This is a genomic window from Prescottella equi (genome assembly GCF_002094305.1).
Classification (GTDB): domain Bacteria; phylum Actinomycetota; class Actinomycetes; order Mycobacteriales; family Mycobacteriaceae; genus Prescottella; species Prescottella equi.
On record NZ_LWTX01000001.1, the window covers coordinates 691,017 to 714,668 of the forward strand.

Genomic DNA, 23,652 nt, shown 5'->3' on the forward strand with positions numbered 1-23,652 from the left:
CGCAACCACGCCGCGATTTCGCGGGAAACGCCACCGCGAGCCGTTTCACTCTCTATCGTGACCGAATTGGACATATGTCCACGTCGGCGCCGTTCGGGCGCCGGCCGCACTCGGTCCGCGCAACGAGAGAGCTCTTCATGGTGTCCACATCCCCGTCCGGTGAGTCCGGCGCGTCCACGCGCCGGGCTCACGTCGTCCGCACAGTTCTCGCGTTGGTCGTCATCGCGCCGCTCGCGATCGCCGGCTTCTACATGTGGGCGCTGTGGAATCCGGGCGACACCGTGAGCCGTCTGCCCGTCGCGATCGTCAACGCAGACGCGGGCGCCGAGGTCGACGGCACCCGGATCGTCGCGGGCGACGACGTCGTCGCCGGTCTGGTCGACAGCGGCGACGTCGACTGGAAGGTCGTCTCGGCGCAACAGGCCCAGGACGGTGTCGACGACGGCACCTACTACTTCTCGGTCCTGATCCCGGAGACGTTCAGCGCCGACGTCGCCAGCGCCGCGAGTGGCAGCGGCCGCAAGGCCCAGCTCGATGTCGTCTACAACGACTACAACAGTCTCGTCGCCACACCGGTCGGGGAGAGCGTCGTCGCGCAGGTGCGCTCGGCCGTCTCGGAGTCGATCGGTGAGCAGTCCGTCGATCAGGTCCTCATCGGGCTCGGTGACCTCGGCAAGGGCTTCGGCGAGGCGGCGGCCGGCGCGCAGCAGCTGTCGGCCGGAACGAAGGACGCGCTCGCCGGCACCAACGAGCTCTACGCCGGCAGCAAGGAGCTGTCGACGGGACTCGGTGAGGCGAACCAGGGTGGAAAGGAACTCGCGGCTGGTGCCGGGGAACTCGCGGCGGGCGCCGGCCAGGCTGCGGCGGGCTCGGGTCAGCTGAGCACCGGACTGAACCAACTGGTGGGCGGCACGGACGAGCTGGGGGCCGGCGCGAAACAGATCAGCGACCTCGTCGACACGGTCACCGGACCGCTGCTCAGCATCCTCGGTGAACAGGGCGAGATCCAGTCCCAGCTCGTCGAGCTGCGGGACGGCGCACGGGAGCTGGCACGTCAGCTCACCGATCCGTCGGCGGACTACCGCGGCGGCCTGATGTCGGCGGCTGCGGGTGCCGGGGAGCTGAACACCGGGCTCGGCGAACTGTCGTCGGGAGCGAACCAGCTGAGCACCGGCGCGAACGAATTGTCGGCGGGACTGGGGCAGCTGAACACCGGCGGAATCCAGCTGCGGGACGGACTGGGGCAGCTGTCGACCGGCATGGGTCAGCTCGACAGCGGAAGCAACGAACTCGCGACCGGGTTGACCGACGGCGCCGCGCAGGTTCCCCAGTTCACCGACGAAGAGCGGGCCACCACGGCAGGGCTCCTGTCCGCGCCCGTCGCCGTCGAGGAGAAGTACGCCTACCCGGCCGCCGGATTCGGGCCCGGTGCGGTGCCGGCTGTGATGTCGGTGCTGTTGTTCCTCGTCGGCATCTTGATCTGGTTCGTCGTCCGTCCGCGTCGGGGAAGCCCGCAGCGCGTGCACGAGAACGTGATCCGGGAGGGGCTGCGTCGCTACCGGGTGCCGGCGCTCGTCACGCTCGTCGCGGCGCTCGTGGCGACGGTGGTCTCGCTCGTCGTCGCCGACGCGGATCCGCCGAGCGTTCTGGCCCTCGCCGCTGTCATGATCCTCGTGGGTGCGGCGGCGGTGGCGCTGGGACGGCTCTTCACGGTGGTCTTCGGTGCGGTGAACGGCACCTTTGTGGCGTTGGGGGCGTTGATGATCCAGATCTTCGCTTTCGGCGCCGTCTACCCGATCGAGCAGATGCCCGCCCCGCTGCAGTGGTTGCACGCACTGATGCCGCTGACGTGGGCGCGCAACGCCATGCGGATGGTCCTCGTCGGCTACTACGGGCCGCGGTTCTGGACGGCGGTCGCAGGCCTCGTCGCGCTGGTCCTCGTCGCCGTGGCGTTCACCATCTGGTGGCGACGTCGCCAGGAACCGGTCGGGGACGACGTTCCCCCGATGGACGACCCCACCGTCGTGATGGAGCGCGTCGGCTGATCAGCACGATCCGCAGCAACGTTCAGGGCCCGGTCGAGTAGTTCGACCGGGCCCTGACCGTTGTGGAGATCTACGAGGCTGCGCGCTCGTCCTCGTCGAGGGTGACGAGCGGGTAGACACCGTTCTCGTCGTGTACCTCGCGTCCGGTGACCGGAGGATTGAACACGCACAACATGCGCATCGTGGTGACAGGTTCCACCCGGTGTCGCTCGTGCCCGTTCAACAGGTACATCGTTCCGGGCCGGAGCTGGTACACCTCGCCGCTGTCGAGGTCGGTGAGGATGCCGTCGCCCTCGATCAACCACACCGCCTCGATGTGGTTGGCGTAGTGGAACTCGTTGACCGATCCCGCGCGAATGGTGGTCTCGTGGAACGAGAATCCGACGCCGTCGCCGGCGAGCACGATGCGTTTGCTGCGCCAGTTTCCGTCCTCGCTGGTGATGTCGCGGTCGGTGTCGGTGATCTCGTCGGTGGTGCGAACGATCATGAAAGCTCCTCTCGTCGCTACGTTTCCGGTTGGCCCGGGGGGTGTCAGGCGAAGACCTTGGCGGTGGCCTCGGCCAGGATGCTCAGTCCGTGGTCGAGTTCGGCCTCGGTGATGGTCAGCGGCGGCAGCAGCTTGACCACCTCGTCGGACGGTCCCGAGGTCTCGGCGAGCAGCCCCTCGTCGAATGCGATTCCGCACACCTTGACGGCCATACCGGGATCGGCGAACACCAGACCCTGGACCATGCCGCGGCCGCGGGTGCTGACGCCGTCGAAAGTCTGGGCCAGGTTCGAGAAGATCTGGCTGATCCGCTCACCCTTCGCGAGCGTGGACTTCTGCAGCGCGTCGTCGGCCCAGTAGTGATCGAGGGCCGCGGTGGCCGTCACGAAAGCCGGGTTGTTGCCGCGGAATGTGCCGTTGTGCTCGCCCGGTGCCCAGAGGTCGAGCTCGGGCTTGAAGAGCGTGAGCGCCATAGGCAGGCCGTAGCCGCCGATCGACTTCGACAGGGTCACGATGTCCGGGGTGATCCCGGCGACCTCGAACGAGAAGAACGGACCGGTTCGGCCGCAGCCCATCTGGACGTCGTCCACGATGAGCAGGATGTCGCGCCGCTGGCACAGGTCGGCGAGGGCCCGCAGCCATTCGGGCCGTGCGACGTTGACGCCGCCCTCACCCTGGACGGTCTCGACGATCACCGCGGCGGGACGGTTGAGCCCGCTGCCCGAGTCGTCGAGCACGCGTTCGAACCACTGGAAGTCTTCGGTGACTCCGCCGAAGTAGTTGTCGAACGGCATGGGGGTGGCGTGCACCAACGGAACACCGGCACCCGCACGCTTCATCGAGTTGCCGGTCACCGACAGTGCGCCCAGCGTCATACCGTGGAAAGCGTTGGTGAAGTTGATGATCGACTCACGGCCGGTGGCCTTGCGGGCGAGTTTCAGTGCGGCCTCGACGGAGTTGGTGCCGGTCGGTCCGGGGAACTGGACCTTGTAGTCGAGCCCGCGGGGCTCGAGGATGTTGCGCTGGAAGCTCTTCAGGAACTCCCGTTTGGCGACGGTGGACATGTCCAGGCCGTGCGTGATGCCGTCGCTCGCGATGTAGTCGATGAGCGCCTGCTTCATCACAGGGTTGTTGTGTCCGTAGTTGAGTGCGCCGGCGCCCGCGAAGAAGTCCAGGTACTCGCGCCCGCCCTCGTCGCGGATCCACGCACCGGACGCGGATTCGAACACGGAGGGCCAGTTACGGCTGTAGCTCCGCACCTCGGATTCGAGCGATTCGAAGATGCTGGTCTCGACTGTGGTCATGGGTGCTCCTTCCTCAGGAGGCATTCCGCGGCGAGATCGTGAAAAGATCCTCGGCCTCGTGCCCGTCGGGAAAATCGTTGGGGGAGAACAGTTCACTCTTGGTGATCTCACATCCGCGCCGATGGGCGACGGACGTGAACAGCGCAATCGATGCGGCATTGTCCGGGCTGATGGTGGTCTCGAGCTTCCAGACACCCTGCAACGCAACATGGTCGAGCAGGTGGGATAGCATGCGTCCGGCCAGTCCGCGGCCCCGCTGATCCTCGTCCACGGCGACCTGCCAGACGAATAGTGTGGCCGGCACCTCGGGGCGCACATAGCCGGTAACGAATCCTACGACCCTGTCGTCGGCGGTCGCGACGATCGAGGTGTCCTGAAAATCTCTGCACCACAACAGGTACGAGTAACTCGAATTGAGGTCGAGCACCTGTGAATCCTTGGCGATCTCCCAGAGCCGGACTCCGTCTGAGATCTGGGGCTTACGAAACTCCACCGCGTCCGGCACGGTGGTTGGGGTATTTCTCAGCTGTGTTGGCGTCATTGTGGTTGGCGTCCTTGTTGTTCGAACGTAACAACCCGACGCCTCGATTTCACGGAACCAGCGAAATCGGACAGAGAAGGCCCTACAGCCGTGCAGGTGAGAAGGTGTATGTGACCCTGATCACAGACGGTATCACTTGGGGGTCGCGAGCGCGAAAGGAAGGACGGCGGGGGCACCTGCCCGACGCAGCGTGCGGGCCGCCATCGTCAGCGTCCAACCCGTGTCGGTGACGGTGTCGAGGAGCAGCACCGGGCGGGCGACACCGGACAGGTCCGGGGCCTCCCACCGTCCGTCGAGTCCCGCGACACGGTACGCCGAATTGGCCGCCGAGACCGGCGCAAGCTCGGGCCGCACGTGCAGCACACCCAGATCCTCGAGTCTGCCCACCTCGGCCAGTCGCGTGGTGAGCGACCGCACCAGGATCGGATGCGTCGACGATTCCAGACCCATCACCGCGCCCGGACGTTCGGCCCAGTCCCAGGCCGCGAGGACCTTGATGCAGGCGTCGACGATCGCGTCCGGTACCGACCCGTCCGGGCCGTCCAGCAGGCCTCGCAGGCGCTGACCCCATCCCAGGTCGGACAGTCGGCCGAGTACGCGGCCCGGCTCCGGGCCGTCGGAGATCTTGCCGGACAGGTTGATTCCGAGCTTGGCCATCCCGGTGGGCCACTGCTTGCGCGGCGCGAGGTCGATGCCGGGGCGCTGCAGACGCTGCCGGGTGTCGGCGAGCGTGGTGTCGCTCACGTCGGGGCTGTACTTCGGACCGGCACAGTTGTCGCAACGGCCGCAGTCACCGGCCGCGGCCAGTCCCGGATCGTCGAGCTGTCGGCGCAGGAACGTCATGCGGCACTCGTCGGTGCGCTCGTACTCGAGCATCGCTTGCTGCTCGGCCTGCCGGGCGGCGTCCAGTCGTCCGTAGCGTCCGGCGTCGTACGTCCAGGGCTGCCCGGTGGCCACCCAGCCGCCGCGGACGCGGCGTACCGCTCCGTCGACGTCGAGCACCTTGAGAACGAGGTCGAGTCGCGTCCGGTTCAGTTCCACGAGCGGCTCGAGGGCCATCGTCGACTGTGGGCGATCGGTGTCGAGGACGTCGATGACCTTGCGCACGATGTGCTCACGCGGGAACGACACCGATGCGAAGTAGCTCCAGATCTGCTGGTCCTCGTGCCCGGGCAGCAGCACCACCTCGGCGCTGTCGGTGGAACGCCCGGCTCGGCCCACCTGCTGGTAGTACGAGATGGGCGACGACGGGGCGCCGAGATGCACGACGAACCCCAGATCGGGCTTGTCGAATCCCATGCCCAACGCCGACGTCGCGACCAGTGCCTTGACCCGGTTGTTCAGCAGGTCGTTCTCGAGCACCTCCCGCTCGGCGGCGTCGGTCTGCCCGGTGTACGCGGCGACCTGGTGACCGCGGTCGGCCAGCAGACTCGCCAGGTCGCGGGCAGCGGAGACGGTGAGCGTGTAGATGATGCCGGACCCGGGGAGCTCGTCGAGGTGCTCGGCCAGCCACGCCGCACGCTGGGTGGCCTCCGGGATGCGGACGACCGACATGCGCAGCGAGTCGCGTTCGAGGGTGCCCCGCAGCACCAGCGTCTCGGCGCCGCCCACTCCGAGTTGCGCGGCGACGTCGGTGACAACGCGGTCGTTCGCGGTGGCCGTCGTGGCCAGGACCGGGATGCCCTCGCCGAGTTCCTCGACCAGGGTCCGGATGCGGCGGTAGTCCGGCCGGAAGTCGTGGCCCCAGTCCGAGACACAATGGGCCTCGTCGACCACGACGAGGCCGGCATCCGCGGCGAGGGACGGCAGCACCTGGTCGCGGAAGTCGGGGTTGTTGAGTCTCTCGGGGCTGACCAGCAGTACATCGAGTTCGCGGGCGGCCACCCGTTCGTGGATCTCGTCCCACTCGGTGACGTTGCCCGAGTTGATCGTCGCCGCCCGCACACCGGCCCGTTCGGCAGAGGCGACCTGGTTGCGCATCAGGGCCAGCAGCGGGGAGACGATGACGGTCGGGCCGTGCCCGTGTGCCCGCAGCAGCTTCGCGGCGATGAAGTAGACCGCCGACTTGCCCCAGCCGGTGCGCTGCACCACGAGCGCGCGCCGTCGGCCGACCACCAGGGCTTCGATCGCCGTCCACTGGTCCTCTCGGAGCCGGGCGTCCGGGCCGGCGAGCTCCCGGAGCAACCGTTCGGCCTCGTCGCGGAGATCGGCGGCGGACTCGGTGCTGGTCGCGGTCGTCATGCGTCCATCGTGCCCGAGGACGCCGACAGGTCCGGTGTCACGGTGGCTCGGGTCAGTAGGTGGAACGCGCCATGTGCAGGATCGGGAACGGGCGACCGTCGGCGTCGGTCTCCGAGCGGCCGAGCGTGACGAAGCCGTGGCGTTCGTAGAACCCGACGGCCTGAGGATTCTGTTCGTTGACGTCCAGTACCAGGTCCGGATGATCCGCGAGCGCGCGGTCGAGCAGCGCGGAGCCGATTCCGCGTCCGCGATGCGCGTCGTCGACGAAGAGCATCTCGAGGGAGTTGCCGGCGAGTCCGGAGAAACCCGCAGGCACCCCGTCGACGTCTGCCACTGTGACTTCGACCGCCGGGAGGTAGTCACTGGTCATCCGGGACTCGAAGAACGCGACGTCCTCGGGGGTGAGGAAATCGTGGGTTGCCTCGACCGCGCTCCGCCAGACGCGGACCAGGGCCGGCCACTCCGTCGGACTCGTGCACGGCCGCAGGACCGGATCGGCAGAGATCACCCGGTGAACCGTACGGGCCCCGACCGCGGGTGCCAACCCGATTTCCACGTCAAGCGTCCGCGGCCGAGATTTCCTCGATCTCGGCGCGCGTCGGCGACGCCGCACTGGCGCCGGGACGGGTCGCGGTGAGCGCGCCCGCCGCACAGGCGAACGTCAGCGCCGCGAGCGGGCCGCGGCTCCACGCCGATGCCAGCGCTCCCGCGAACGCGTCACCCGCGCCGGTGGTGTCGACGGCGTCGACCGAGGGGGCGGCGACCCGGAGTTGCTCGCCGCCGGGTCCGCGGTAGCGCGCGCCGTCGGCGCCGAGAGTCGTGACCACGTGCTGCACCCGGGTGAGGGCGTTCTCGCCGAGTTGTCGCTCCTCGGTTTCGTTCACGACGAGGACGTCCACCGCATCTACTAGGCCGTCGGGCAGTGGCTGCGCCGGAGAGGGATTGAGGATCACGACGGTCCCGTGTGCGGCGGCGTGCCGGGCGGCCGCGGTCACGGTGTCGAGAGGGATCTCCAACTGGCACAGCAGGACGTCGGCGTCGGCGATTGCCGCCAGCTCGTCGTGTGTGAGGTCCACGACCCGGGAGTTGGCGCCGGGCACCACGATGATCGAGTTCTGGCCGGAGCTGTCGACAGTGATCGCGGCGACGCCGCTGGGGCCGGGCACCTCCCGCAGCCGTTCGGCGTCCACTTCCGCGTCCACGAGTGTCTGGCGCAGTTCGAGCGCGAACGTGTCGTCGCCCACCGCGCCCACGAAGGCGACGTCCGCTCCGGCCTTCGCCGCGGCGATCGCCTGGTTGGATCCCTTGCCGCCCGGTGTCGTCGCGAACGAGGTGCCGAGGACCGTCTCGCCCGGGGCGGGCATCCGCGCAGCCCGCGCCACCAGGTCTATGTTGATGCTGCCGACGACGACCACGGTGTTCTGCTCCATGTGCCGAGGCTAGTCGCCCCGCGCGGGGGACCGGCCGGGTCAGTACCGCGACGAGGCGCGTCCGAGCAGGGTGAAGTAGCCCGCGCCGACGAGCACGCCGAACACCGCGCCGACCGCGAGGGCGATCCGGCCCGCATCGGTGAAGAACAGCAGTACTACGACGAATGCCAGGAAGGTCAGCGCGATCCAGTTGGTGTACGGCGCGCCGGGCAGCCGGTAGTCCGACGCCGGTAGCGCGCCGCGATTGACGAAGCGGCGGTAGCGCAGATGACACGCGAGGATCACACCCCACACGAAGATGATCCCGATCGTCGACACCGAGGTGATGTAGACGAACGCGCGGTCCGGGGACAGGATGTTGACGACGACGCCGATGATCATCGCTCCGGCCGACATGGTGATACCCGCGTACGGCACGTGCCGACTGCTCAACCTGCCCAGCACCTCGGGTGCCTCACGGCGCAGCGACAGGCTGCGCAGCATCCGGCCGGTGGAGTAGATGCCGGAGTTGCACGACGACAGCGCCGCGGTGAGCAGGACGAAATTCATGATGCCGGCGGCGGCGGGGATGCCGATCTGTTCGAGCACCTCGACGAACGGACTCTTACCGGCGTGGAAGTCCTGCCAGCTCGCGACCGAGAGGATGACGATCAGCGAGCCGACGTAGAACAGGCCGATGCGGAACGGCAGCGTGTTGATCGCCTTGCGCAGGGTCTGCTTGGGATCCTTGGCCTCGCCGGCCGTGACGCCGACGAGTTCGACGCCGACGTACGCGAACATGACCACCTGCAGGCTCATCAGCGCACTGCCGAACCCGTTGGGGAAGACGCCACCGTCCGCCCACAGGTTCGTCACCGTCGGATTGGTGGCGTGACCGAATCCGAGAGTGAGGACGCCGATCCCGATGAGGATCATCCCCAGAATGGCGGTGATCTTGATGGCCGAGAACCAGAACTCGGCCTCGCCGAAGAGTTTCACCGAGATGAGGTTGGCGCTGAACAGCACGAGCAGGACCACGAGCGCGGTCAGCCACGTCGGGACACTCGGCCACCAGTACTCGACGTACTTGCCGGCGACCGTGATCTCGGCCATGCACGTGGCCGCCCACACCGCCCAGTACGCCCACCCGGTGGCGAACCCGAAGAACCGCCCCAGGAACTCCTCGGCGTACTCGGCGAAGCTGCCGGAGATCGGCCGGTACGTCAGCAGTTCGCCGAGCGCCCGCATGATGACGAAGATCGCCAGGCCGGCCGCGAGATACGCGAGGATGAGCGACGGCCCGGCCTCCTCGATCGCGCCGCCGGCGCCGTAGAACAGGCCCGTCCCGATCGCGCCGCCGAGCGCGATCATCTGCACGGTGCGGGCGTTGAGTCCGCGACTGTATCCCTCTGACGGTGCTTGGTGGATCGTCTCGTGTTGTGACACTGACTTTTCCTTATGCAGTCGGCGCATGGGCAGAACGATTATGCGCCCGCGGCGCTCGCTAATCTGTAGAGATGACTGCCGCGACGCACACTTCACCGGCCGCCACCGACTCCGGGGACACCCGCCAGGAGGTCCACGACGCGGCCCGGCGCGCGCGTGTCGCGTCTCGCGCGCTGGCGCTGCTCACCACCGCGCAGAAGGACGCCGCCCTGCAGGCGGCGGCGGACGCGGTCGTCGCCGCGACCGACGCCGTGCTCGCCGCGAACGCCGAGGACATCGAGACCGCCCGCGCGGCCGGCACCGAGGACTCTCTCCTCGACCGACTCCGTCTGACGGCCGCGCGTGTCGAAGGCATCGCGTCGGGTCTGCGTCAGGTGGCCGGCCTGGCCGACCCGGTCGGCGAGATCGTCCGCGGTTCGACGCTCCCGAACGGCCTCGAGATCCGACAGGTGCGCGTTCCGCTCGGCGTGGTGGGCATGGTGTACGAGGCCCGCCCCAACGTAACGGTCGACGCGTTCGGGCTGGCGCTCAAGTCCGGCAACGCGGCACTGCTGCGCGGGTCGTCGTCGGCAGCGAAGTCCAACGCCGCGCTGGTGCAGGTGCTGCGCGAGTCGCTCACCGAGCAGGGATTGCCCGCGGACGCCGTCCAGCTGCTGCCCAGCGCCGACCGCTCCAGTGTCACGCACCTCATCCAGGCCCGTGGTCTGGTCGACGTCGTCATCCCGCGCGGCGGCGCCGGCCTGATCAACGCGGTCGTCCGTGACGCCACGGTGCCGACCATCGAGACCGGGGTCGGCAACTGCCACGTCTACGTGCACGCCGCCGCGGATCTCGAGATGGCCGAGAAGATCGTCCTCAACGCCAAGACCCGCCGGCCCAGCGTGTGCAACACCGCCGAGACGCTGCTGATCGACGCCGCGATCGCCGAGACCGCGGTGCCCAAGCTGTTGCAGGCGCTGCAGCAGCACAGCGTCACCGTGCACGGCGACCTGCCCGGTCTCGTCCCCGCCACCGAGGACGACTGGTCCGAGGAGTACCTCACCCTCGACATCGCCCTCAAGGTCGTCGACGGTCTCGACGAGGCCGTCGCGCACATCGACCACTACGGCACCGGCCACACCGAGGCCATCGTGACGTCCGATCTGTCCGCTGCGCGCGAGTTCACCACGCGTGTCGACGCCGCCGCGGTTATGGTCAACGCCTCGACTGCCTTCACCGACGGTGAGCAGTTCGGGTTCGGTGCGGAGATCGGGATCTCCACGCAGAAGCTGCACGCCCGCGGCCCGATGGGTCTGGGCGAGCTCACCTCGACCAAGTGGACTGTCTGGGGAGACGGTCATACCCGACCGGCCTGACGGCCCGAAAGGAGCGAGTGTGGACCGCGCCCTGCCGACCGCACCGCCGCTGTTCGCGAGTGTCGACGACGTCGTCGAACGGCTCGCCGAGACCGGTTACCTCGCCGACAAGGCGACCGCGACCGCGGTGTTCCTCGCCGACCGGTTGGGCAAGCCGTTGCTCATCGAGGGCCCGGCCGGGGTCGGTAAGACCGAGCTGGCGCGGGCCGTCGCGCAGACGTCGGCGGGCGAGTTGGTGCGGCTGCAGTGTTACGAGGGTGTCGACGAGTCCCGCGCGCTCTACGAGTGGAACCACGCGAAGCAGATCCTGCGCATTCAAGCCGGCAGCGATCACAGCTGGGACGCGACCAAGCAGGACGTGTTCTCGGAGGAGTTCCTCCTGTCGCGGCCGTTGCTGACCGCGATCCGCCGTGAGGACCCGACGGTGCTGTTGATCGACGAGGTGGACAAGGCCGACGTCGAGATCGAGGGCCTGCTGCTCGAGGTGCTCAGCGACTTCGCCGTCACGATCCCCGAACTCGGCACCATCACCGCCACCCGAAAGCCTTTCGCGGTACTCACCTCGAACGCGACGCGGGAGTTGTCCGAGGCGCTCAAGCGGCGCTGCCTGTTCCTGCACCTGGACTTCCCCGACGCCGACCTCGAGCGACGGATCCTGGCGAGCCGGGTGCCCGAACTGCCCGAGGCCGTCGCGGAGCAGCTGGTCCGCACGGTCAACGTGCTGCGCGGCATGCAGCTCAAGAAGGTGCCGTCGGTCTCCGAGACCATCGACTGGGGTCGGACGCTGCTCGCGCTCGGACTCGACACCCTCGACGACGACGCGGTCCGCGCCACGATGGGTGTGGTGCTCAAGCACCGCGCGGATCAGCAGCGCGCGGCCGCCGAACTGCGCCTCAACTGAGAGGACCCGACCGATGGTCACCTCGCCCGCGAACCGTCGTGGCGGCCCGCCCGCGCCGCACGGAATCCCCGGTCATCTCGTCGACTTCGTCGAGGCGCTGCGCCGGCGCGGCATCTCGGTCGGGCCGTCCGAGACGGTCGACGCCGGCCGGGTGATGTCCGTCCTGGATCTGCTGGATCGGGAGGCGCTGCGCGAGGGACTCGCGTGTTCGCTGCTGCGCCGCCCTACCCATCGGGCCACGTTCGACGCGCTGTTCGACTTGTGGTTCCCGGCCGGCGTGGGCCTGCGGGGTCAGGGTGCGGACGAAGCCCCGAGCATTCCCCGGACCCCGGACGGCGAGATCGACTTCGACGCGCTGCAGGAACTGCTCGCCGAACTCCTCTCGGACGATTCCCCGGAGGCGCTCGAACAGCTCGAGGCGCTCGTCGCGCAGATGGTCGAGGACATCGGCAGGTACGAGTCGACGAACGGCCCGTCGTTCTCGGCGTACCAGGCGCTGCGGAACGTCGCGCCGGACACGCTCCTCGACAAGATCCTGTCGGGCCTGCTGGGCAACCAGCCGCAGGAAGGGAAGTCGGGCGGCGACTACGCGTCCGAGGTCGCCAAGCGCGCCGCGGTCCAGCGGATCATGGACTTCCGGAAGATGGTGGAGTCCGAGACCCGGCGCCGGTCGGCGGAGCAGATCGGCAAGGAGCGGGTGGCGAACTACGGGGTGCCCAAGCTTGCCGAGGAGGTCGACTTCCTGCGGGCATCCGACTCCGAACTGGTGGCCCTGCGGCGCAGCGTCACCCCGCTGGCCCGGTTGTTGGCGAGCCGCTTGGCGGTACGACGCAGCCGGGCCCGCTCGGGCGCGATCGACCTGCGGCGCACGCTACGCAAGTCCATGTCGACCGGCGGGGTGCCGATCGATCTGGTGCAGCGCAAGCCCCGCCCGGCCCGCCCCGAACTGGTGCTGCTGTGCGACGTCTCGGGGTCGGTGGCCGGCTTCTCACACTTCACACTGTTGTTGGTGCACGCCCTGCGGGAGCAGTTCTCGCGGGTGCGGGTGTTCGCCTTCATCGACACCACGGACGAGGTGACCCGGTTCTTCGACACCGGGGCCGATCTCGGGGTGTCGATGTCGCGGATGATCCGCGAGGCCGAACTGATCACCTACGACGGGCACTCCGACTACGGGCACTCGCTCGGGGTGTTCGCGGAGCGATACGCGCACACCCTCACCGGACGGAGTTCTCTGCTCGTCCTCGGTGACGCCCGCAACAACTATCGCGATCCCGGCCTGCCGGCCCTCGAGGCTCTGGTGTCCGTCGCGAAGCACGCGCACTGGCTCAACCCGGAACCGCGCGGTCAGTGGGGGACCGGCGATTCCGCGGTGCTCGTCTACAACGAGGTGATCGACATGCACGAGTGCCGCTCCGCGCAGCAATTGGCGGCGGTGGTCGCCGGTTTGCTGCCTGTGTAACCGGGTGCGCCGCGGCAGCCCGTAAGCTGGATCCTCGTGCAGCAGCCGACAGCTATCGCCCCGCGGCGCCGCCTGGGCGTGATGGGTGGCACCTTCGATCCGATCCACCACGGCCACCTCGTGGCGGCCAGTGAGGTCGCCGATCGATTCGCTCTCGACGAGGTGATCTTCGTGCCCACGGGACAGCCGTGGCAGAAGGACGACCGCGACGTCAGTCCGGCCGAGGACCGCTACCTCATGACGGTCATCGCGACGGCGTCGAACCCGAGGTTCTCGGTGAGTCGTGTCGACGTCGACCGCAGCAAGATCACCTACACGGTGGACACCCTGCGGGATCTGCGGGCCCAGCACCCCGACGCGGAGCTCTACTTCATCACGGGTGCCGACGCGCTCGAGAGCATCCTGTCGTGGCAGGACTGGGAGGAGCTGTTCGCGCTGGCGAAATTCGTCGGCGTCTCGCGGCCGGGCTACGAGCTGCACACCGAGCACCTCTCGTCGCACCTCGAGCGGCTGCCGCGCGATGCGGTGACGTTGATCGAGATCCCCGCGCTGGCGATCTCGTCCACCGAGTGCCGGCTGCGCGCCAGCGAGCACCGGCCGGTCTGGTACCTCGTGCCGGACGGGGTGGTGCAGTACATCAGCAAGCGAAACCTGTACCGACCGCACGGGGTGGAGCGGCTGGACGGGGCGGTCACGATGTCGGAGCCGGTCCCGGCGCGACACCCGGCCGCAGACCCTTCACAATCTTCAGTACAAGCAGAACCGGGAGAACACTGAGTGAGCGCATCGAACGACGCCATCGAGATGGCACGAATCGCGGCACTGGCGGCCGACGAGAAGTTGGCCTCGGACGTGGTGGTGCTCGACGTCTCGGAGCAGCTGGTGATCACGGACTGCTTCGTGATCGCGTCGGCGGCCAACGAACGTCAGGTCAACGCGATCGTCGACAACGTCGAGGACAAGCTGCGTGAGGCCGGGCACAAGCCTGTGCGCCGCGAGGGAGCGCGCGAGGGCCGCTGGGCCCTGATCGACTTCGTCGACATCGTCGTACACATCCAGCACACCGACGAGCGCAATTTCTACGCGCTGGACCGGCTGTGGAAGGACTGCCCGGTGATCCCCGTCGAGGGCGTGGAGCCCCGCAGCCTGTCGCTCGACGAGCCGGCCGACGAGGCGGGGGAGTCGGAGCAGTGACGGCGGCCGCAGCCGGACCCGCGGTCAGGCGGCTGATCCTGCTGCGGCACGGGCAGACCGAATACAACGCGAGCAACCGGATGCAGGGACAGCTCGACACCGACCTGTCCGATCTGGGGCGGGCGCAGGCGAAGTCTGCCGCGCAGGCTCTCGCCGAGAAGCAGCCGTTCGCGATCGTCTCGTCCGACCTGCGCCGCGCGCACGACACCGCGCTCGCGCTGGGCGACCACGTCGGCCTGTCCGTCGAGACCGACAGCCGGCTGCGGGAGACGCATCTCGGCGACTGGCAGGGGCTCACCCACACAGATGTCGACGAGATCTCGCCGGGCGCGCGGGCGCGGTGGCGGACCGACGCCGAGTGGGCGCCGCCTGCCGGGGAGAGCCGGATCGACGTCGCCGCCCGCAGCCTGCCGGTGGTGCAGGAACTGCTCGCGCGCCACGAGAACTGGGGCGTAGGCGCTGACGCACCCGTGCGCCTTTCTGGTAGTTCCGACTACCGGAACGGCGCACAGGGCGCGGAGCGCCCCCTCGTGCTCGTCGCGCACGGGGGGCTGATCGCTGCGCTGACGGCGCGGTTGCTCGACCTTCCGGCCGATCGCTGGCCGGTGCTCGGAGGACTCGGGAACACCAGCTGGGTGCAGCTCAGCGGACACGGGGAGGGTACGGAACCGGTATGGCGATTGGATGTGTGGAACGCGTCGGCGAACGTCGCCGGCGACGTGCTCTGACGGCGGCGCCGTCGATTCGGCATCTGACGGCGGCGCCGTCGTGACCGCGTCCGAGCCGGAGCAGCCGGTCCTGCTGGTGGTCGCGGATTCGCTCGCCTACTACGGACCGAAGGGCGGGCTCCCCGCCGATCACCCGAGGATCTGGCCGAGCCTGGTCGCGAAGGAATTGGGCTGGCGGGTCGAGTTGGTGGCGCGCATCGGCTGGACCAGTCGTGACGCCTGGTGGGCGATCACGCAGGACCCGCGGGTGTGGGCCGCGGTACCGCAGGCCGGGGCCGTGGTGTTCGCCGTCGGCGGCATGGATTCCCTGCCGTCGCCGCTGCCGACGGCACTGCGTGAGCAGTTGCGTTACATCCGTCCGCCGGCGCTGCGACGGGTCGTTCGCACCGGCTACCAGTGGCTGCAGCCGCGGCTGTCGAAGCTGGGCCGACCGGTCGCTCTGCCGCCGCGGCTGTCGGTCGAATATCTCGAGAGCTGCCGGGACGCGCTCGCCGCGATCCGGCCGGACCTCCCGGTGATCGGCACCTATCCGTCGGTGCACCGCTGCGACGCGTACGGTCGGGTGCACGCCGGACGGGAACCCGCGGTGCGGGCCCTCGAGGCGTGGTCCGCGCAGAAGGGGGTGCCGATGGTCGATCTGGCGGCCGCCGTGCGCGACAACGTCTTCTCCGACCACGCCAACCCGGACGGTATCCACTGGGGCTGGGACGCCCACGAGGAGGTGGCCGCGGCGATGATCGACGCGATCAAGAACGTCCGACGTCCGGTGCCGTCCACCGAATCCGGAGCGGAGTAGCGCCGTGCCCGTCGTCGTCGTGACCGATTCGTCGGCCTGTCTGTCGCCCGAACTGGTCGATCGCTTCGGCATCCGGGTGGTCCCGCTGCATCTGCTCAGCGGCGGCCGCGATCTCCTCGACGGCGTCGACCCGGTTCCGGACGACCTGTCCGGGGTGACGACGTCCGGTGCGTCGCCCGGGGAGCTCACCGATGCGTACGCGGCGGCGCTCGAACAGAGCGGCGGCGACGGCGTGGTCGCGGTGCACATCTCGCGCGGTCTCTCCGGCACCTGGGAGGCAGGCCGGCAGGCCGCACAGAAGCTCGGCGAGAAGGTGCGCATCGTCGATTCGGAGTCGACGGGAATGGGCCTCGGGTTCCCGGCGCTGGCGGCTGCCCGGGTGGCACGCGCCGGGGGCAACCTCAAGGTGGTCTACCAGCGTGCCGTGGAGGTGGCGGCGCGGGGGCGGACGTTCATCGTCGTCGACCGTCTCGAGCACCTGCGTCGAGGCGGACGGATCGGCACGGCCGCGGCTCTGCTCGGTACGGCGCTCGCGATGAAGCCGGTCCTGCACGTCGTCGACGGCAAACTGGTCCTCCGCGAGAAGACCCGGACGTCGAGCAAGGCGCTCGCCAAACTCGTCGACGCCGCCGTGATGGAGGCAGGGGAGGGTTCGGCCGCGGTTGCCGTGCACCATTCCCATGCCGCCGAACGGGCCGAGGACGTGGTGGCGCAGCTGAAGGATCGGATTCCCGATCTGAGCGAGGTCGTCGTCACGGAGATCGGTGCGGTCCTCGGCGCGCACGTCGGTCCGGGTGCGGTCGGTGTGGTGGTGTGCCCGGGCGGGGCAGATCTACCTGCAGCGGAGGGCGATTCGAGCCCGTCATCCACAGCTGATCGTTGATCCACAGGTTTCTTTTCGTCGGCTGATTCGGCCGCGGTCCTGCCGGATACGGGTTCTAGCTTCTCCCCATGGGTAGCGATCAGGATCGAGCGACGGTGCGCAGTCGACTGGTGACGGCGTCCGAGACGGCGGTGCCGCGGACCGCGGCCGAGTCCCACAGCGACGGCTCCGCGTTCGACGCCGCCGACGAACGGGCTCCCGGCTGGCTGTTCGAACGCGGCGATGCGCCGGAGCAGGACGAGCCCACGAGCTTCTCACCGCGGTCGCGCCTGGCCCTCGGCCGCCGGGGCGCAGCGGTCCTCGTCCTCGCAGGGCTGATCGCCGCCGGAGTTGCGGGTGTGGCCGTGTGGCGGGATCGTCCCACCGCACAGGCGGTTCCACCGTTGCCGGTCGTCGAGGTGCGCGAGCCGGAGACCGTCGGCGACGAGGACGCCGGCCTGCCGGCGCCCGCAGCGGAACCCGTCGGGGACGCGCAGCTGGTCGTGAGCGTGGTCGGTCTCGTCAATCAGGCCGGGCTGGTTCGGCTTCCGCCCGGATCTCGGGTCGCCGACGCGCTCGCCGCCGCGGGCGGGCCACGCCCCGGCGCGGACGTCCTGGGGTTGAACATGGCCGAACGGGTCGACGACGGCGACCAGATCCTGGTCGGGGCGATGCCGCCGGACGGCGGTCCCACCACCGTCGGCAGTGCCCGCGTCGGCCCCGGTGCGGCGCCGGGGAGCGCAGCCGGCGGTGGCGGGAAGGCCGCCGGGAAGGTGAACCTGAACACCGCGGGCGAGGGGGAGCTCGATGCGCTGCCCGGTGTCGGGCCGGTCACCGCGGCGGCAATCGTGTCGTGGCGGCAGAGCAACGGCAAGTTCACCGATGTCGAGCAGTTGGGCGAGGTCGACGGCATCGGACCCGCGCGACTGGCGAAGCTACGCGACCTGGTGACGTTGTGAGCGAGCGGGACCACCCGTTCGATCTGCGGCTGGTCCCGTCGGTGGCCGCCTGCTGGGGTGCAACCCTGGTCGGGTTGCTGGCGGGGTGGCGGCCGGCCGCCGTGTCGGCGATCGTGTCGGCCGCGGTGGGAGCGGTGCTCGCGCTTCTCGTGTGGAGACGGCGTCGCGCCGGCCCGTCGGTTGTGCTGGGGATCGGCGTGGGGGTGGTCGCGGCGGCACTGCTCGGTGCGGGCTTCGCCGCGGCCGTCGCCGTGCGAGCGCACGCCGTCGAGACACACCCCCTGGCCGCGTTGACGGCGGGCGGCGGCTCCGCGACGCTCGTCGTCGAACTCGACGACGACCCGAAGATGCTGCGCGGCAAGAGTTTCGGAGGGGAGCGTCAGCTGATGCTGCGCGCCTCGCTACAGGAGGTCCGCACCGACCGGACAGTGCTGCGGGCGGGCGGGTCGATACTGGTGTTCGCCGAGGGAGAGCAGTGGGCCGGCCTGTTGCCCGGACAGCGGGTGACCCTGCGGGGCCGGCTCGCCGAGCCCGAGCGCCGCGATCTCACGGTGGCCGTGGTGCGGGCGACGGGATCGCCGCAGCACGTCGCCGAGCCGCCGGCCATCCAGAGGTGGGCCGGGGTGGTCCGCGACCGACTGGCGTCCGCTGCCGGCTCCGCCCTCCCGGCGGACCAGGCGGGTCTGTTGCCGGGCCTGGTGGTCGGCGACACCTCGGGGCTCGCGCAGGAGACCAAGGACGAGTTCACCGCCGCCGGACTCACCCATCTGACAGCGGTGTCCGGGGCGAACGTATCCATCGTCCTGGGTGCGGTGCTTCTCGTGGTCCGCGGTGTCGGCCTGGGACCCCGCACCGGTGCGCTGCTGGCGGGGATCGCGCTGGTGGCCTTCGTCGTCATCGCCCGGCCGTCGCCGAGTGTGCTGCGCGCCGCCGCGATGGGCTGCGTCGCGCTGTTGGCGCTGGTGACCGGTCGACGCAAGCAGGCGATTCCGGCGCTCGCCGCGTCCGTCGTCGTCCTGCTGGCGCTGTCGCCTTCGCTCGCAGTCGATTTCGGATTCGCGCTGTCGGTGTTCGCGACCGCAGGTCTGGTCGTCGTGTCGCCGGCTCTGGTGGCGCGGCTGCGGGCACGGGGCTGGCCGCGCTGGCTCGCCGAGATGTGCGCCGTCGCACTCGCAGCGTTCGTGGTGACCGCGCCGCTGGTGGCGGCGATGTCGGGCACGGTCAGCATCGTCTCGATCGTCGCGAACGTGCTGGTGGCGCCGGCGGTCGCGCCGATCACCGTGGTCGGTGCGGCGACGGCGGTGCTGGCTGTGGTGTGGCTGCCCGCGGCCGCCCTGCTCGTCCGCGTCGCCGGGCCCCCGCTCTGGTGGTTGCTCGAGGTCGCGGACCGCGCGGCGGCGGTACCGGGCGGAAACCTCGCCGTTCGCAACGGACTCGGGGGCGCGGTGATCGTGGCCGTCGGGATCGCGGTCGCGGTCCTGGCGGCGCGCCACCCGTGGTCGCGACGCATGCTGCTGGCGGTCGCGGTCGGCGTCGCGGCCGTGTGGGTTCCGACGCGATTCCACCAGCCCGGCTGGCCCGCGTCGGGGTGGGCCCTGGTGGCGTGCGACGTCGGGCAAGGCGACGGGCTGGTGCTGTCGGCCGGCGGGCGGAGGGCCGTGGTGGTGGACGCGGGTCCGGAGCCGGGTCCGATGGACCGGTGCCTGCGGCGGCTGGGCATCGACGAGATCCCGCTACTCGTCGTCACGCACCTGCATGCGGACCACTACGGCGGACTCGACGCGGTCCTGCACGGGCGGTCGGTGGGGGCCGTGGCGATCGGACCGGCGAGCCTGCCGGAGGGCGGATTTCGGTTCGTGTCCGCGGCGGCGTCGCGCGCGGACGTGCCGCTGGTGCGCCTGGCGGCCGGACGCCAACTGACGGTGGGCGCCGTTCGGATCACCGTGCTGGGGCCGCTGCTCCCGGAACCCCGGACACCGGCGGCCGCGGAGGACGGCGCCAACGACGCATCTCTCGTGCTGATGGCGGAGACGGCGGCGGGGCGCCTCCTGCTCACCGGCGACGTGGAGGAGGACGGTCAACGCGCGCTGCTGCGGTCGAAGATCCCACTGCGTGCGGACGTGCTCAAGGTCCCGCACCACGGGTCCCGCACGACGAGTCCGGAGTTCCTCGACGCGGTCCGGCCGCGGGTCGCGCTCGTGAGCGTGGGGGCCGACAACACCTTCGGGCACCCGAATCCCGGTATCCTCCAACGGCTCGCGGCGCTCGGCGCGGTGACCGTGCGCACCGACCGGGACGGCGATGTGGCGGTGGCGCGCTCGGGGTCCGGGGCGCTTGCCGTCGTCGGGCATTCTCGTGGGAACATCGTGCGGTGAGCACCTCAACGCGGCCCGATTCGCTCCACCTCGTCCTCGGTGACGAAGAGTTCCTGGTCGAACGCGCGGTCGCCTCGGTGATCGCCGCCGTGCGGGAGGCTGCCGGGTCGGCCGGTCAGGACATGCCCGTCTCGCGACTGCGCGCCGGGGACGCGAGCGCGCCGGAACTGGCGGAACTGCTCAGCCCGTCACTGTTCGCGGAGGACCGGGTGGTGGTCCTCGAAGCCGCCGCCGAGGCGGGTAAGGATGCCGTCGCGCTGGTGCAGGACGCCGCCGCCGACCTCCCCGAGGGCGTCGTGCTGGTCGTACTCCACTCCGGCGGCGGTCGCGCAAAGGCGATGGCGGGCGTGCTGCAGAAGTCCGGCGCCGTCGTGCACCAGTGCGCCAAGCTCAAGGCGAACGAGCGAGTGGACTTCGTGCGCGGGGAGTTCCGCACGGCGGGCGTGCGCGTGTCGCCGGAAGTGATCGAACTCGTCGTCGAGGCCGTCGGGTCCGACCTCCGTGAGCTCGCCGCCGCCTGCTCTCAGTTGGTGGCCGATACCGGCGGCAAGATCGATGCGTCCGCCGTCCAGCGCTACTACTCGGGCAAGGCCGAGGTGTCCGGATTCGATGTCGCCGACAAGGCGGTGGCGGGGGATCGGCGCGGCGCGATGGAGTCGCTGCGGTGGGCGATGCACCGGGGTGTGCCGCACGTGCTGCTCGCCGACGCCCTCGCCGACGCGGTGCACACGATCGCCCGGGTGGGCTCGGCCGGTCGCGGCGACCCGTTCCGAATGGCGTCGGAGTTGGGCATGCCGCCGTGGAAGATCAAGAAGGCGCAGGCGCAGGTCCGCGGCTGGGATCCGGCCTCGATCGGAGAGGCATTGCAGGTGGTCGCCCGGCTCAACGCCGAGGTCAAGGGACAAGCAGCCGACGCCGACTACGCGGTGGAAGCGGCGGTGCAGCGAATCGTCGCGCTGCACGGGGGGCGCTGAACCACCGGTGCGGGCCCCTTCGGCCCGCACCGAATGCAGGTTGTCGGTCCCCGGTCGGGGCGACGACAGGACCGGGACGACAACAAGAAATAGCCCCCGATCATCGATCGGGGGCTATTTCCACAGAGCTTGCGACGGTGGAACCGTCAGAAACTTGTCAGAGAGAGTTGGCGACCTTCGCGAGCGCCGACTTCTTGTTGGCTGCCTGGTTGGCGTGGATGACGCCGGCGCCGGCTGCCTTGTCGAGCTTGCGGCTGGTGGCGACGAGGAGCTCGTTGGCCTTGTCCTTGTCACCGGCTGCCGCGGCCTCGCGGAAGGAACGGATCGCCGTACGCAGCGAGGACTTGACCGACTGGTTGCGGAGTCGGTTGCGCTCGTTGGTGCGGATCCGCTTCACCTGGGACTTGATGTTGGCCACGCGTAAAATCCTGTCGTCTTTGGTTTCTGTCGGAAAGCTCTGGGCGCACGGATGCGCCGACCGACGACACTACCAGTACCCGTGTGGTGTTCTCAAACCGGTGGCCGTCCAGGGCTTGGAAAGCATACCCACACGCTGATGCGGGTCGGTGGCCGGGGTGTCGGCGGGGTCGGTGCTCGCGACCACCGCTGGCGGTCCGTCGGAACGCACTCTCGCGCATACCGATTCGGACTCGGAGAGTACCGAATGTGCCGAAACGAGACCGAGATGTACGTAACGTCCGTTCGGAAACATCAGGCGCTCTTCGGTTCGGAAGTGAGGGTGTGAATGTCGACAGCACAGGAAATCGCGGAGAAGGAACACATCTCCGACCTCAAGAAGTACCTGGCCGAGGGGGTCGGAACCTTCGTGCTGGTGTTCGCGGCGATCGGCACAGCGGTGTTCTCGGGTAGCACGGTCGGTCAGCTCGGCATCGCACTCGCGTTCGGCCTGACGCTGATGTTCCTGGTCTACGCGATCGGCCCCATCTCGGGTTGCCACGTCAATCCTGCCGTCACGCTGGGGCACTACATTCTCGGTCGGGTGACGGCCGCCAGGGCCGGCTTCTACGTGCTCTCCCAGGTGGTCGGCGGTCTCGTGGCCGGTCTGGCCGTGTACGCGATCGCGCAGAGTGTCCCCAGCTACAACCGTCGGGAGGACGGTCTGGCCGCGAACGGCTGGGGTGTCCACAGCCCGTCGGCCCAGACCGGTCCGCTCGGCAAGCTCGTCGAGCCCGGTTACGGGATCGGTGCGGCGATGACGGTCGAGATCGTTCTCACGGCACTGCTGGTGTTCGTCGTGCTCGCCTCGACGGATCAGCTGTCCGATGTCCCGCTCGCGGGCGTCTCGATCGGCTTCACGCTCGCCGTCATCCACCTCATCTCGATTCCGATCGACAACACGTCCGTCAACCCCGCCCGGAGTTTCGCGGTCGCGGCGTACCAGCCGGGTGCGATGGGGCAGGTCTGGTTGTTCATCGTCTTCCCACTCATCGGCGGCGCATTGGGTGCCGTCATCTACCGGGCGCTGTTCGGCCGGTACAACCGACTGAACGATTGACGCGACAGGGCACGGGCCCGGCGCGAGTATGCGCCGGGCCCCTGCCGTGTCGTGGAAGGTGTCAGTGCCAGCTGTAGTCGGCGCGTAGGCGGGCGGCCACCGTCTCGAAACGATCGACGTCGAGAACGGCGCCCTCCCGTCGGATGCCCGCCTCGGGAACGTCGAGGACCCGGTCGAGTCGCACCCAACTCGGCCTGCTGTCCGCATCCCAGGGGCCAGTGCCGAGCGCCAGCCAGTTCGGCTCGTCGTCGCGCTCGCTGTTCGACGAGAGCATCAGTCCCAGCAACGTGTTGCCGTCCCGGCCGACGACCAGCACCGGCCGGTCCTTGCCTTGGCCGGGATCCTCCTCGTACGTGACCCACGTCCAGACGATCTCGCCGGGATCGGCACGGCCGTCGAGATCGGGGGCGTACTCGATTCTGCGGGCGCGGTGCGCGGTCGGTGACGTCCGACGCGATACCGGCCGGCCCGGCACCGCGGACGGTGGGCCCGCGAGCGCCGCGGTCGCGCGTTTGACCGCCGGCGTGTTCTGCACTTGGCGCAGGAGCTTCGGGCCCTGCGTGACGGCGAAGTCGCCGAGCTTCCTGCCGATGCTGCCCCAAGTGCTCGCCATGACAGCCGAGCTTAACGCCGGAGACCGTCGGCGCCCGGGAACCGAGCTGGCATCGAATCCGGGGACTTCGAATTTTTCGCGACGATGCACGCCGACCGAAACGTACTCGCGGTATGTTTATGGACGTGCCCGTCTACGGCGCACACGCAGGCCCCGCGCTACCCCCTGGTGCGGGGTCTTCGTGTTGTTGCACGACGTCGAATGGGTCGACGGCCACCGTGGCCGTGCTCGAGCCGATCGGCGGAGGCCGACTGTCGGACCCCGCGCGTAGGTTGCGACAGGTGGCTCGGGGGAAGCGAGCCGCCGAACGCCTCGAGTGATCCTCGGGGCGTTCGCTGTCTTCGGGGATCGGCAGGCTCGGGGCGCCGGTCCCCGGGACGGCTCAGTACGTTGGTGGCAAGTGGCCTGCCGTGACCCTCGATGTGTACGCCCACCCATGGTCAA

At 69.5% G+C, this 23,652-nt stretch carries 22 protein-coding genes; 13 read left to right on the plus strand and 9 right to left on the minus strand.

Annotation, left to right across the window (positions count from 1 at the left end; genetic code table 11):
- The first annotated feature begins 137 nt into the window (after positions 1-137).
- Positions 138-2,045, plus strand: coding sequence for a YhgE/Pip domain-containing protein (locus tag A6I89_RS03355; protein WP_022596748.1), 1,908 nt, complete (start codon positions 138-140; stop codon positions 2,043-2,045).
- Positions 2,046-2,115: 70 nt separating this feature from the next.
- Here A6I89_RS03355 and A6I89_RS03360 read toward each other — a convergent pair whose 3' ends face one another.
- The 7 genes from A6I89_RS03360 to A6I89_RS03390 form a co-directional block, all read right to left on the minus strand.
- Positions 2,116-2,532 (minus strand): ectoine synthase, encoded by a 417-nt coding sequence (locus A6I89_RS03360; RefSeq protein WP_005512267.1) that lies wholly within the window; start codon positions 2,530-2,532, stop codon positions 2,116-2,118.
- Positions 2,533-2,576: 44 nt separating this feature from the next.
- On the minus strand, positions 2,577-3,836 hold the full coding sequence (gene ectB / locus A6I89_RS03365) for a diaminobutyrate--2-oxoglutarate transaminase (protein ID WP_005512268.1): 1,260 nt from the start codon (positions 3,834-3,836) through the stop codon (positions 2,577-2,579).
- Between the two features lie 13 nt (positions 3,837-3,849).
- Positions 3,850-4,377 (minus strand): diaminobutyrate acetyltransferase, encoded by a 528-nt coding sequence (gene ectA, locus A6I89_RS03370; protein WP_037084058.1) that lies wholly within the window; start codon positions 4,375-4,377, stop codon positions 3,850-3,852.
- Between the two features lie 132 nt (positions 4,378-4,509).
- Positions 4,510-6,618 carry a RecQ family ATP-dependent DNA helicase gene (locus A6I89_RS03375; RefSeq protein ID WP_022596744.1) on the minus strand — a complete coding sequence of 703 codons (2,109 nt, stop codon included), beginning with the start codon at positions 6,616-6,618 and terminating at the stop codon, positions 4,510-4,512.
- Between the two features lie 52 nt (positions 6,619-6,670).
- Positions 6,671-7,126, minus strand: a complete 456-nt coding sequence (locus tag A6I89_RS03380) for an acetyltransferase (RefSeq protein ID WP_022596742.1) — start codon at positions 7,124-7,126, stop codon at positions 6,671-6,673.
- Positions 7,127-7,175: 49 nt separating this feature from the next.
- Positions 7,176-8,048, minus strand: a complete 873-nt coding sequence (locus A6I89_RS03385; protein ID WP_022596740.1) for a ribokinase — start codon at positions 8,046-8,048, stop codon at positions 7,176-7,178.
- Positions 8,049-8,087: 39 nt separating this feature from the next.
- Positions 8,088-9,500 carry an amino acid permease gene (locus A6I89_RS03390; protein WP_013416494.1) on the minus strand — a complete coding sequence of 471 codons (1,413 nt, stop codon included), beginning with the start codon at positions 9,498-9,500 and terminating at the stop codon, positions 8,088-8,090.
- Between the two features lie 44 nt (positions 9,501-9,544).
- On the opposite strand from A6I89_RS03390, the gene A6I89_RS03395 reads away from it, so the two are divergent.
- The 11 genes from A6I89_RS03395 (at position 9,545) to holA (ending at position 21,079) form a co-directional block, all read left to right on the plus strand.
- Positions 9,545-10,828: a glutamate-5-semialdehyde dehydrogenase gene (locus A6I89_RS03395; protein WP_005512276.1), complete on the plus strand. Its 1,284-nt coding sequence runs from the start codon at positions 9,545-9,547 to the stop codon at positions 10,826-10,828.
- 19 nt (positions 10,829-10,847) lie between these two features.
- Positions 10,848-11,729 carry an AAA family ATPase gene (locus tag A6I89_RS03400; protein ID WP_022596738.1) on the plus strand — a complete coding sequence of 294 codons (882 nt, stop codon included), beginning with the start codon at positions 10,848-10,850 and terminating at the stop codon, positions 11,727-11,729.
- Between the two features lie 13 nt (positions 11,730-11,742).
- The gene (locus A6I89_RS03405; protein ID WP_022596736.1) at positions 11,743-13,191 is read left to right on the plus strand and encodes a vWA domain-containing protein; all 1,449 of its coding nucleotides are present in this window, start codon (positions 11,743-11,745) and stop codon (positions 13,189-13,191) included.
- Between the two features lie 81 nt (positions 13,192-13,272).
- Complete coding sequence (gene nadD / locus A6I89_RS03410; RefSeq protein WP_022596734.1) at positions 13,273-13,968, plus strand: nicotinate-nucleotide adenylyltransferase; 696 nt, start codon at positions 13,273-13,275, stop codon at positions 13,966-13,968.
- A complete protein-coding gene (rsfS, locus tag A6I89_RS03415) occupies positions 13,969-14,385 on the plus strand; it encodes a ribosome silencing factor (RefSeq protein WP_005512281.1) in 417 nt (138 codons plus the stop codon).
- The gene (locus A6I89_RS03420; protein ID WP_022596732.1) at positions 14,382-15,113 is read left to right on the plus strand and encodes a histidine phosphatase family protein; all 732 of its coding nucleotides are present in this window, start codon (positions 14,382-14,384) and stop codon (positions 15,111-15,113) included. Before rsfS ends, A6I89_RS03420 begins: the two co-directional genes overlap by 4 nt.
- Positions 15,114-15,153: 40 nt before the next feature.
- The gene (gene octT, locus A6I89_RS03425) at positions 15,154-15,909 is read left to right on the plus strand and encodes a diglucosylglycerate octanoyltransferase (protein WP_005512283.1); all 756 of its coding nucleotides are present in this window, start codon (positions 15,154-15,156) and stop codon (positions 15,907-15,909) included.
- A 4-nt stretch (positions 15,910-15,913) separates the two neighbouring features.
- Complete coding sequence (locus A6I89_RS03430) at positions 15,914-16,792, plus strand: DegV family protein (RefSeq protein WP_013416490.1); 879 nt, start codon at positions 15,914-15,916, stop codon at positions 16,790-16,792.
- Between the two features lie 68 nt (positions 16,793-16,860).
- On the plus strand, positions 16,861-17,730 hold the full coding sequence (locus A6I89_RS03435) for a ComEA family DNA-binding protein (RefSeq protein ID WP_044991234.1): 870 nt from the start codon (positions 16,861-16,863) through the stop codon (positions 17,728-17,730).
- The gene (locus A6I89_RS03440; protein WP_022596728.1) at positions 17,727-20,105 is read left to right on the plus strand and encodes a ComEC/Rec2 family competence protein; all 2,379 of its coding nucleotides are present in this window, start codon (positions 17,727-17,729) and stop codon (positions 20,103-20,105) included. The genes A6I89_RS03435 and A6I89_RS03440 overlap by 4 nt, the downstream gene beginning before the upstream one ends.
- Complete coding sequence (gene holA / locus A6I89_RS03445; RefSeq protein WP_005512287.1) at positions 20,102-21,079, plus strand: DNA polymerase III subunit delta; 978 nt, start codon at positions 20,102-20,104, stop codon at positions 21,077-21,079. Before A6I89_RS03440 ends, holA begins: the two co-directional genes overlap by 4 nt.
- A gap of 157 nt (positions 21,080-21,236) precedes the next feature.
- Here holA and rpsT read toward each other — a convergent pair whose 3' ends face one another.
- A complete protein-coding gene (rpsT, locus tag A6I89_RS03450) occupies positions 21,237-21,497 on the minus strand; it encodes a 30S ribosomal protein S20 (protein ID WP_005512288.1) in 261 nt (86 codons plus the stop codon).
- 327 nt (positions 21,498-21,824) lie between these two features.
- Here rpsT and A6I89_RS03455 point away from each other — a divergent pair, with 327 nt between their 5' ends.
- On the plus strand, positions 21,825-22,595 hold the full coding sequence (locus tag A6I89_RS03455; RefSeq protein WP_005512291.1) for an aquaporin: 771 nt from the start codon (positions 21,825-21,827) through the stop codon (positions 22,593-22,595).
- A gap of 61 nt (positions 22,596-22,656) precedes the next feature.
- Here the strand turns inward: A6I89_RS03455 and A6I89_RS03460 are convergent, their stop codons facing one another.
- Positions 22,657-23,208, minus strand: coding sequence for a type II toxin-antitoxin system PemK/MazF family toxin (locus tag A6I89_RS03460; RefSeq protein ID WP_022596724.1), 552 nt, complete (start codon positions 23,206-23,208; stop codon positions 22,657-22,659).
- Positions 23,209-23,652: the final 444 nt, after the last annotated feature.

What these genes read in the sequence shown, in the direction of transcription:
- A6I89_RS03355 (WP_022596748.1), top strand. Translation starts at nt 138, where the DNA reads ATGGTGTCCACATCCCCGTCCGGTGAGTCCGGCGCGTCCACGCGCCGG.
- A6I89_RS03360 (WP_005512267.1), bottom strand. Translation starts at nt 2,532, where the DNA reads ATGATCGTTCGCACCACCGACGAGATCACCGACACCGACCGCGACATC.
- ectB (WP_005512268.1), bottom strand. Translation starts at nt 3,836, where the DNA reads ATGACCACAGTCGAGACCAGCATCTTCGAATCGCTCGAATCCGAGGTG.
- ectA (WP_037084058.1), bottom strand. Translation starts at nt 4,377, where the DNA reads ATGACGCCAACACAGCTGAGAAATACCCCAACCACCGTGCCGGACGCG.
- A6I89_RS03375 (WP_022596744.1), bottom strand. Translation starts at nt 6,618, where the DNA reads ATGACGACCGCGACCAGCACCGAGTCCGCCGCCGATCTCCGCGACGAG.
- A6I89_RS03385 (WP_022596740.1), bottom strand. Translation starts at nt 8,048, where the DNA reads ATGGAGCAGAACACCGTGGTCGTCGTCGGCAGCATCAACATAGACCTG.
- A6I89_RS03390 (WP_013416494.1), bottom strand. Translation starts at nt 9,500, where the DNA reads ATGCGCCGACTGCATAAGGAAAAGTCAGTGTCACAACACGAGACGATC.
- A6I89_RS03395 (WP_005512276.1), top strand. Translation starts at nt 9,545, where the DNA reads ATGACTGCCGCGACGCACACTTCACCGGCCGCCACCGACTCCGGGGAC.
- A6I89_RS03405 (WP_022596736.1), top strand. Translation starts at nt 11,743, where the DNA reads ATGGTCACCTCGCCCGCGAACCGTCGTGGCGGCCCGCCCGCGCCGCAC.
- nadD (WP_022596734.1), top strand. Translation starts at nt 13,273, where the DNA reads ATGGGTGGCACCTTCGATCCGATCCACCACGGCCACCTCGTGGCGGCC.
- A6I89_RS03435 (WP_044991234.1), top strand. Translation starts at nt 16,861, where the DNA reads ATGGGTAGCGATCAGGATCGAGCGACGGTGCGCAGTCGACTGGTGACG.
- A6I89_RS03455 (WP_005512291.1), top strand. Translation starts at nt 21,825, where the DNA reads ATGTCGACAGCACAGGAAATCGCGGAGAAGGAACACATCTCCGACCTC.
- A6I89_RS03460 (WP_022596724.1), bottom strand. Translation starts at nt 23,208, where the DNA reads ATGGCGAGCACTTGGGGCAGCATCGGCAGGAAGCTCGGCGACTTCGCC.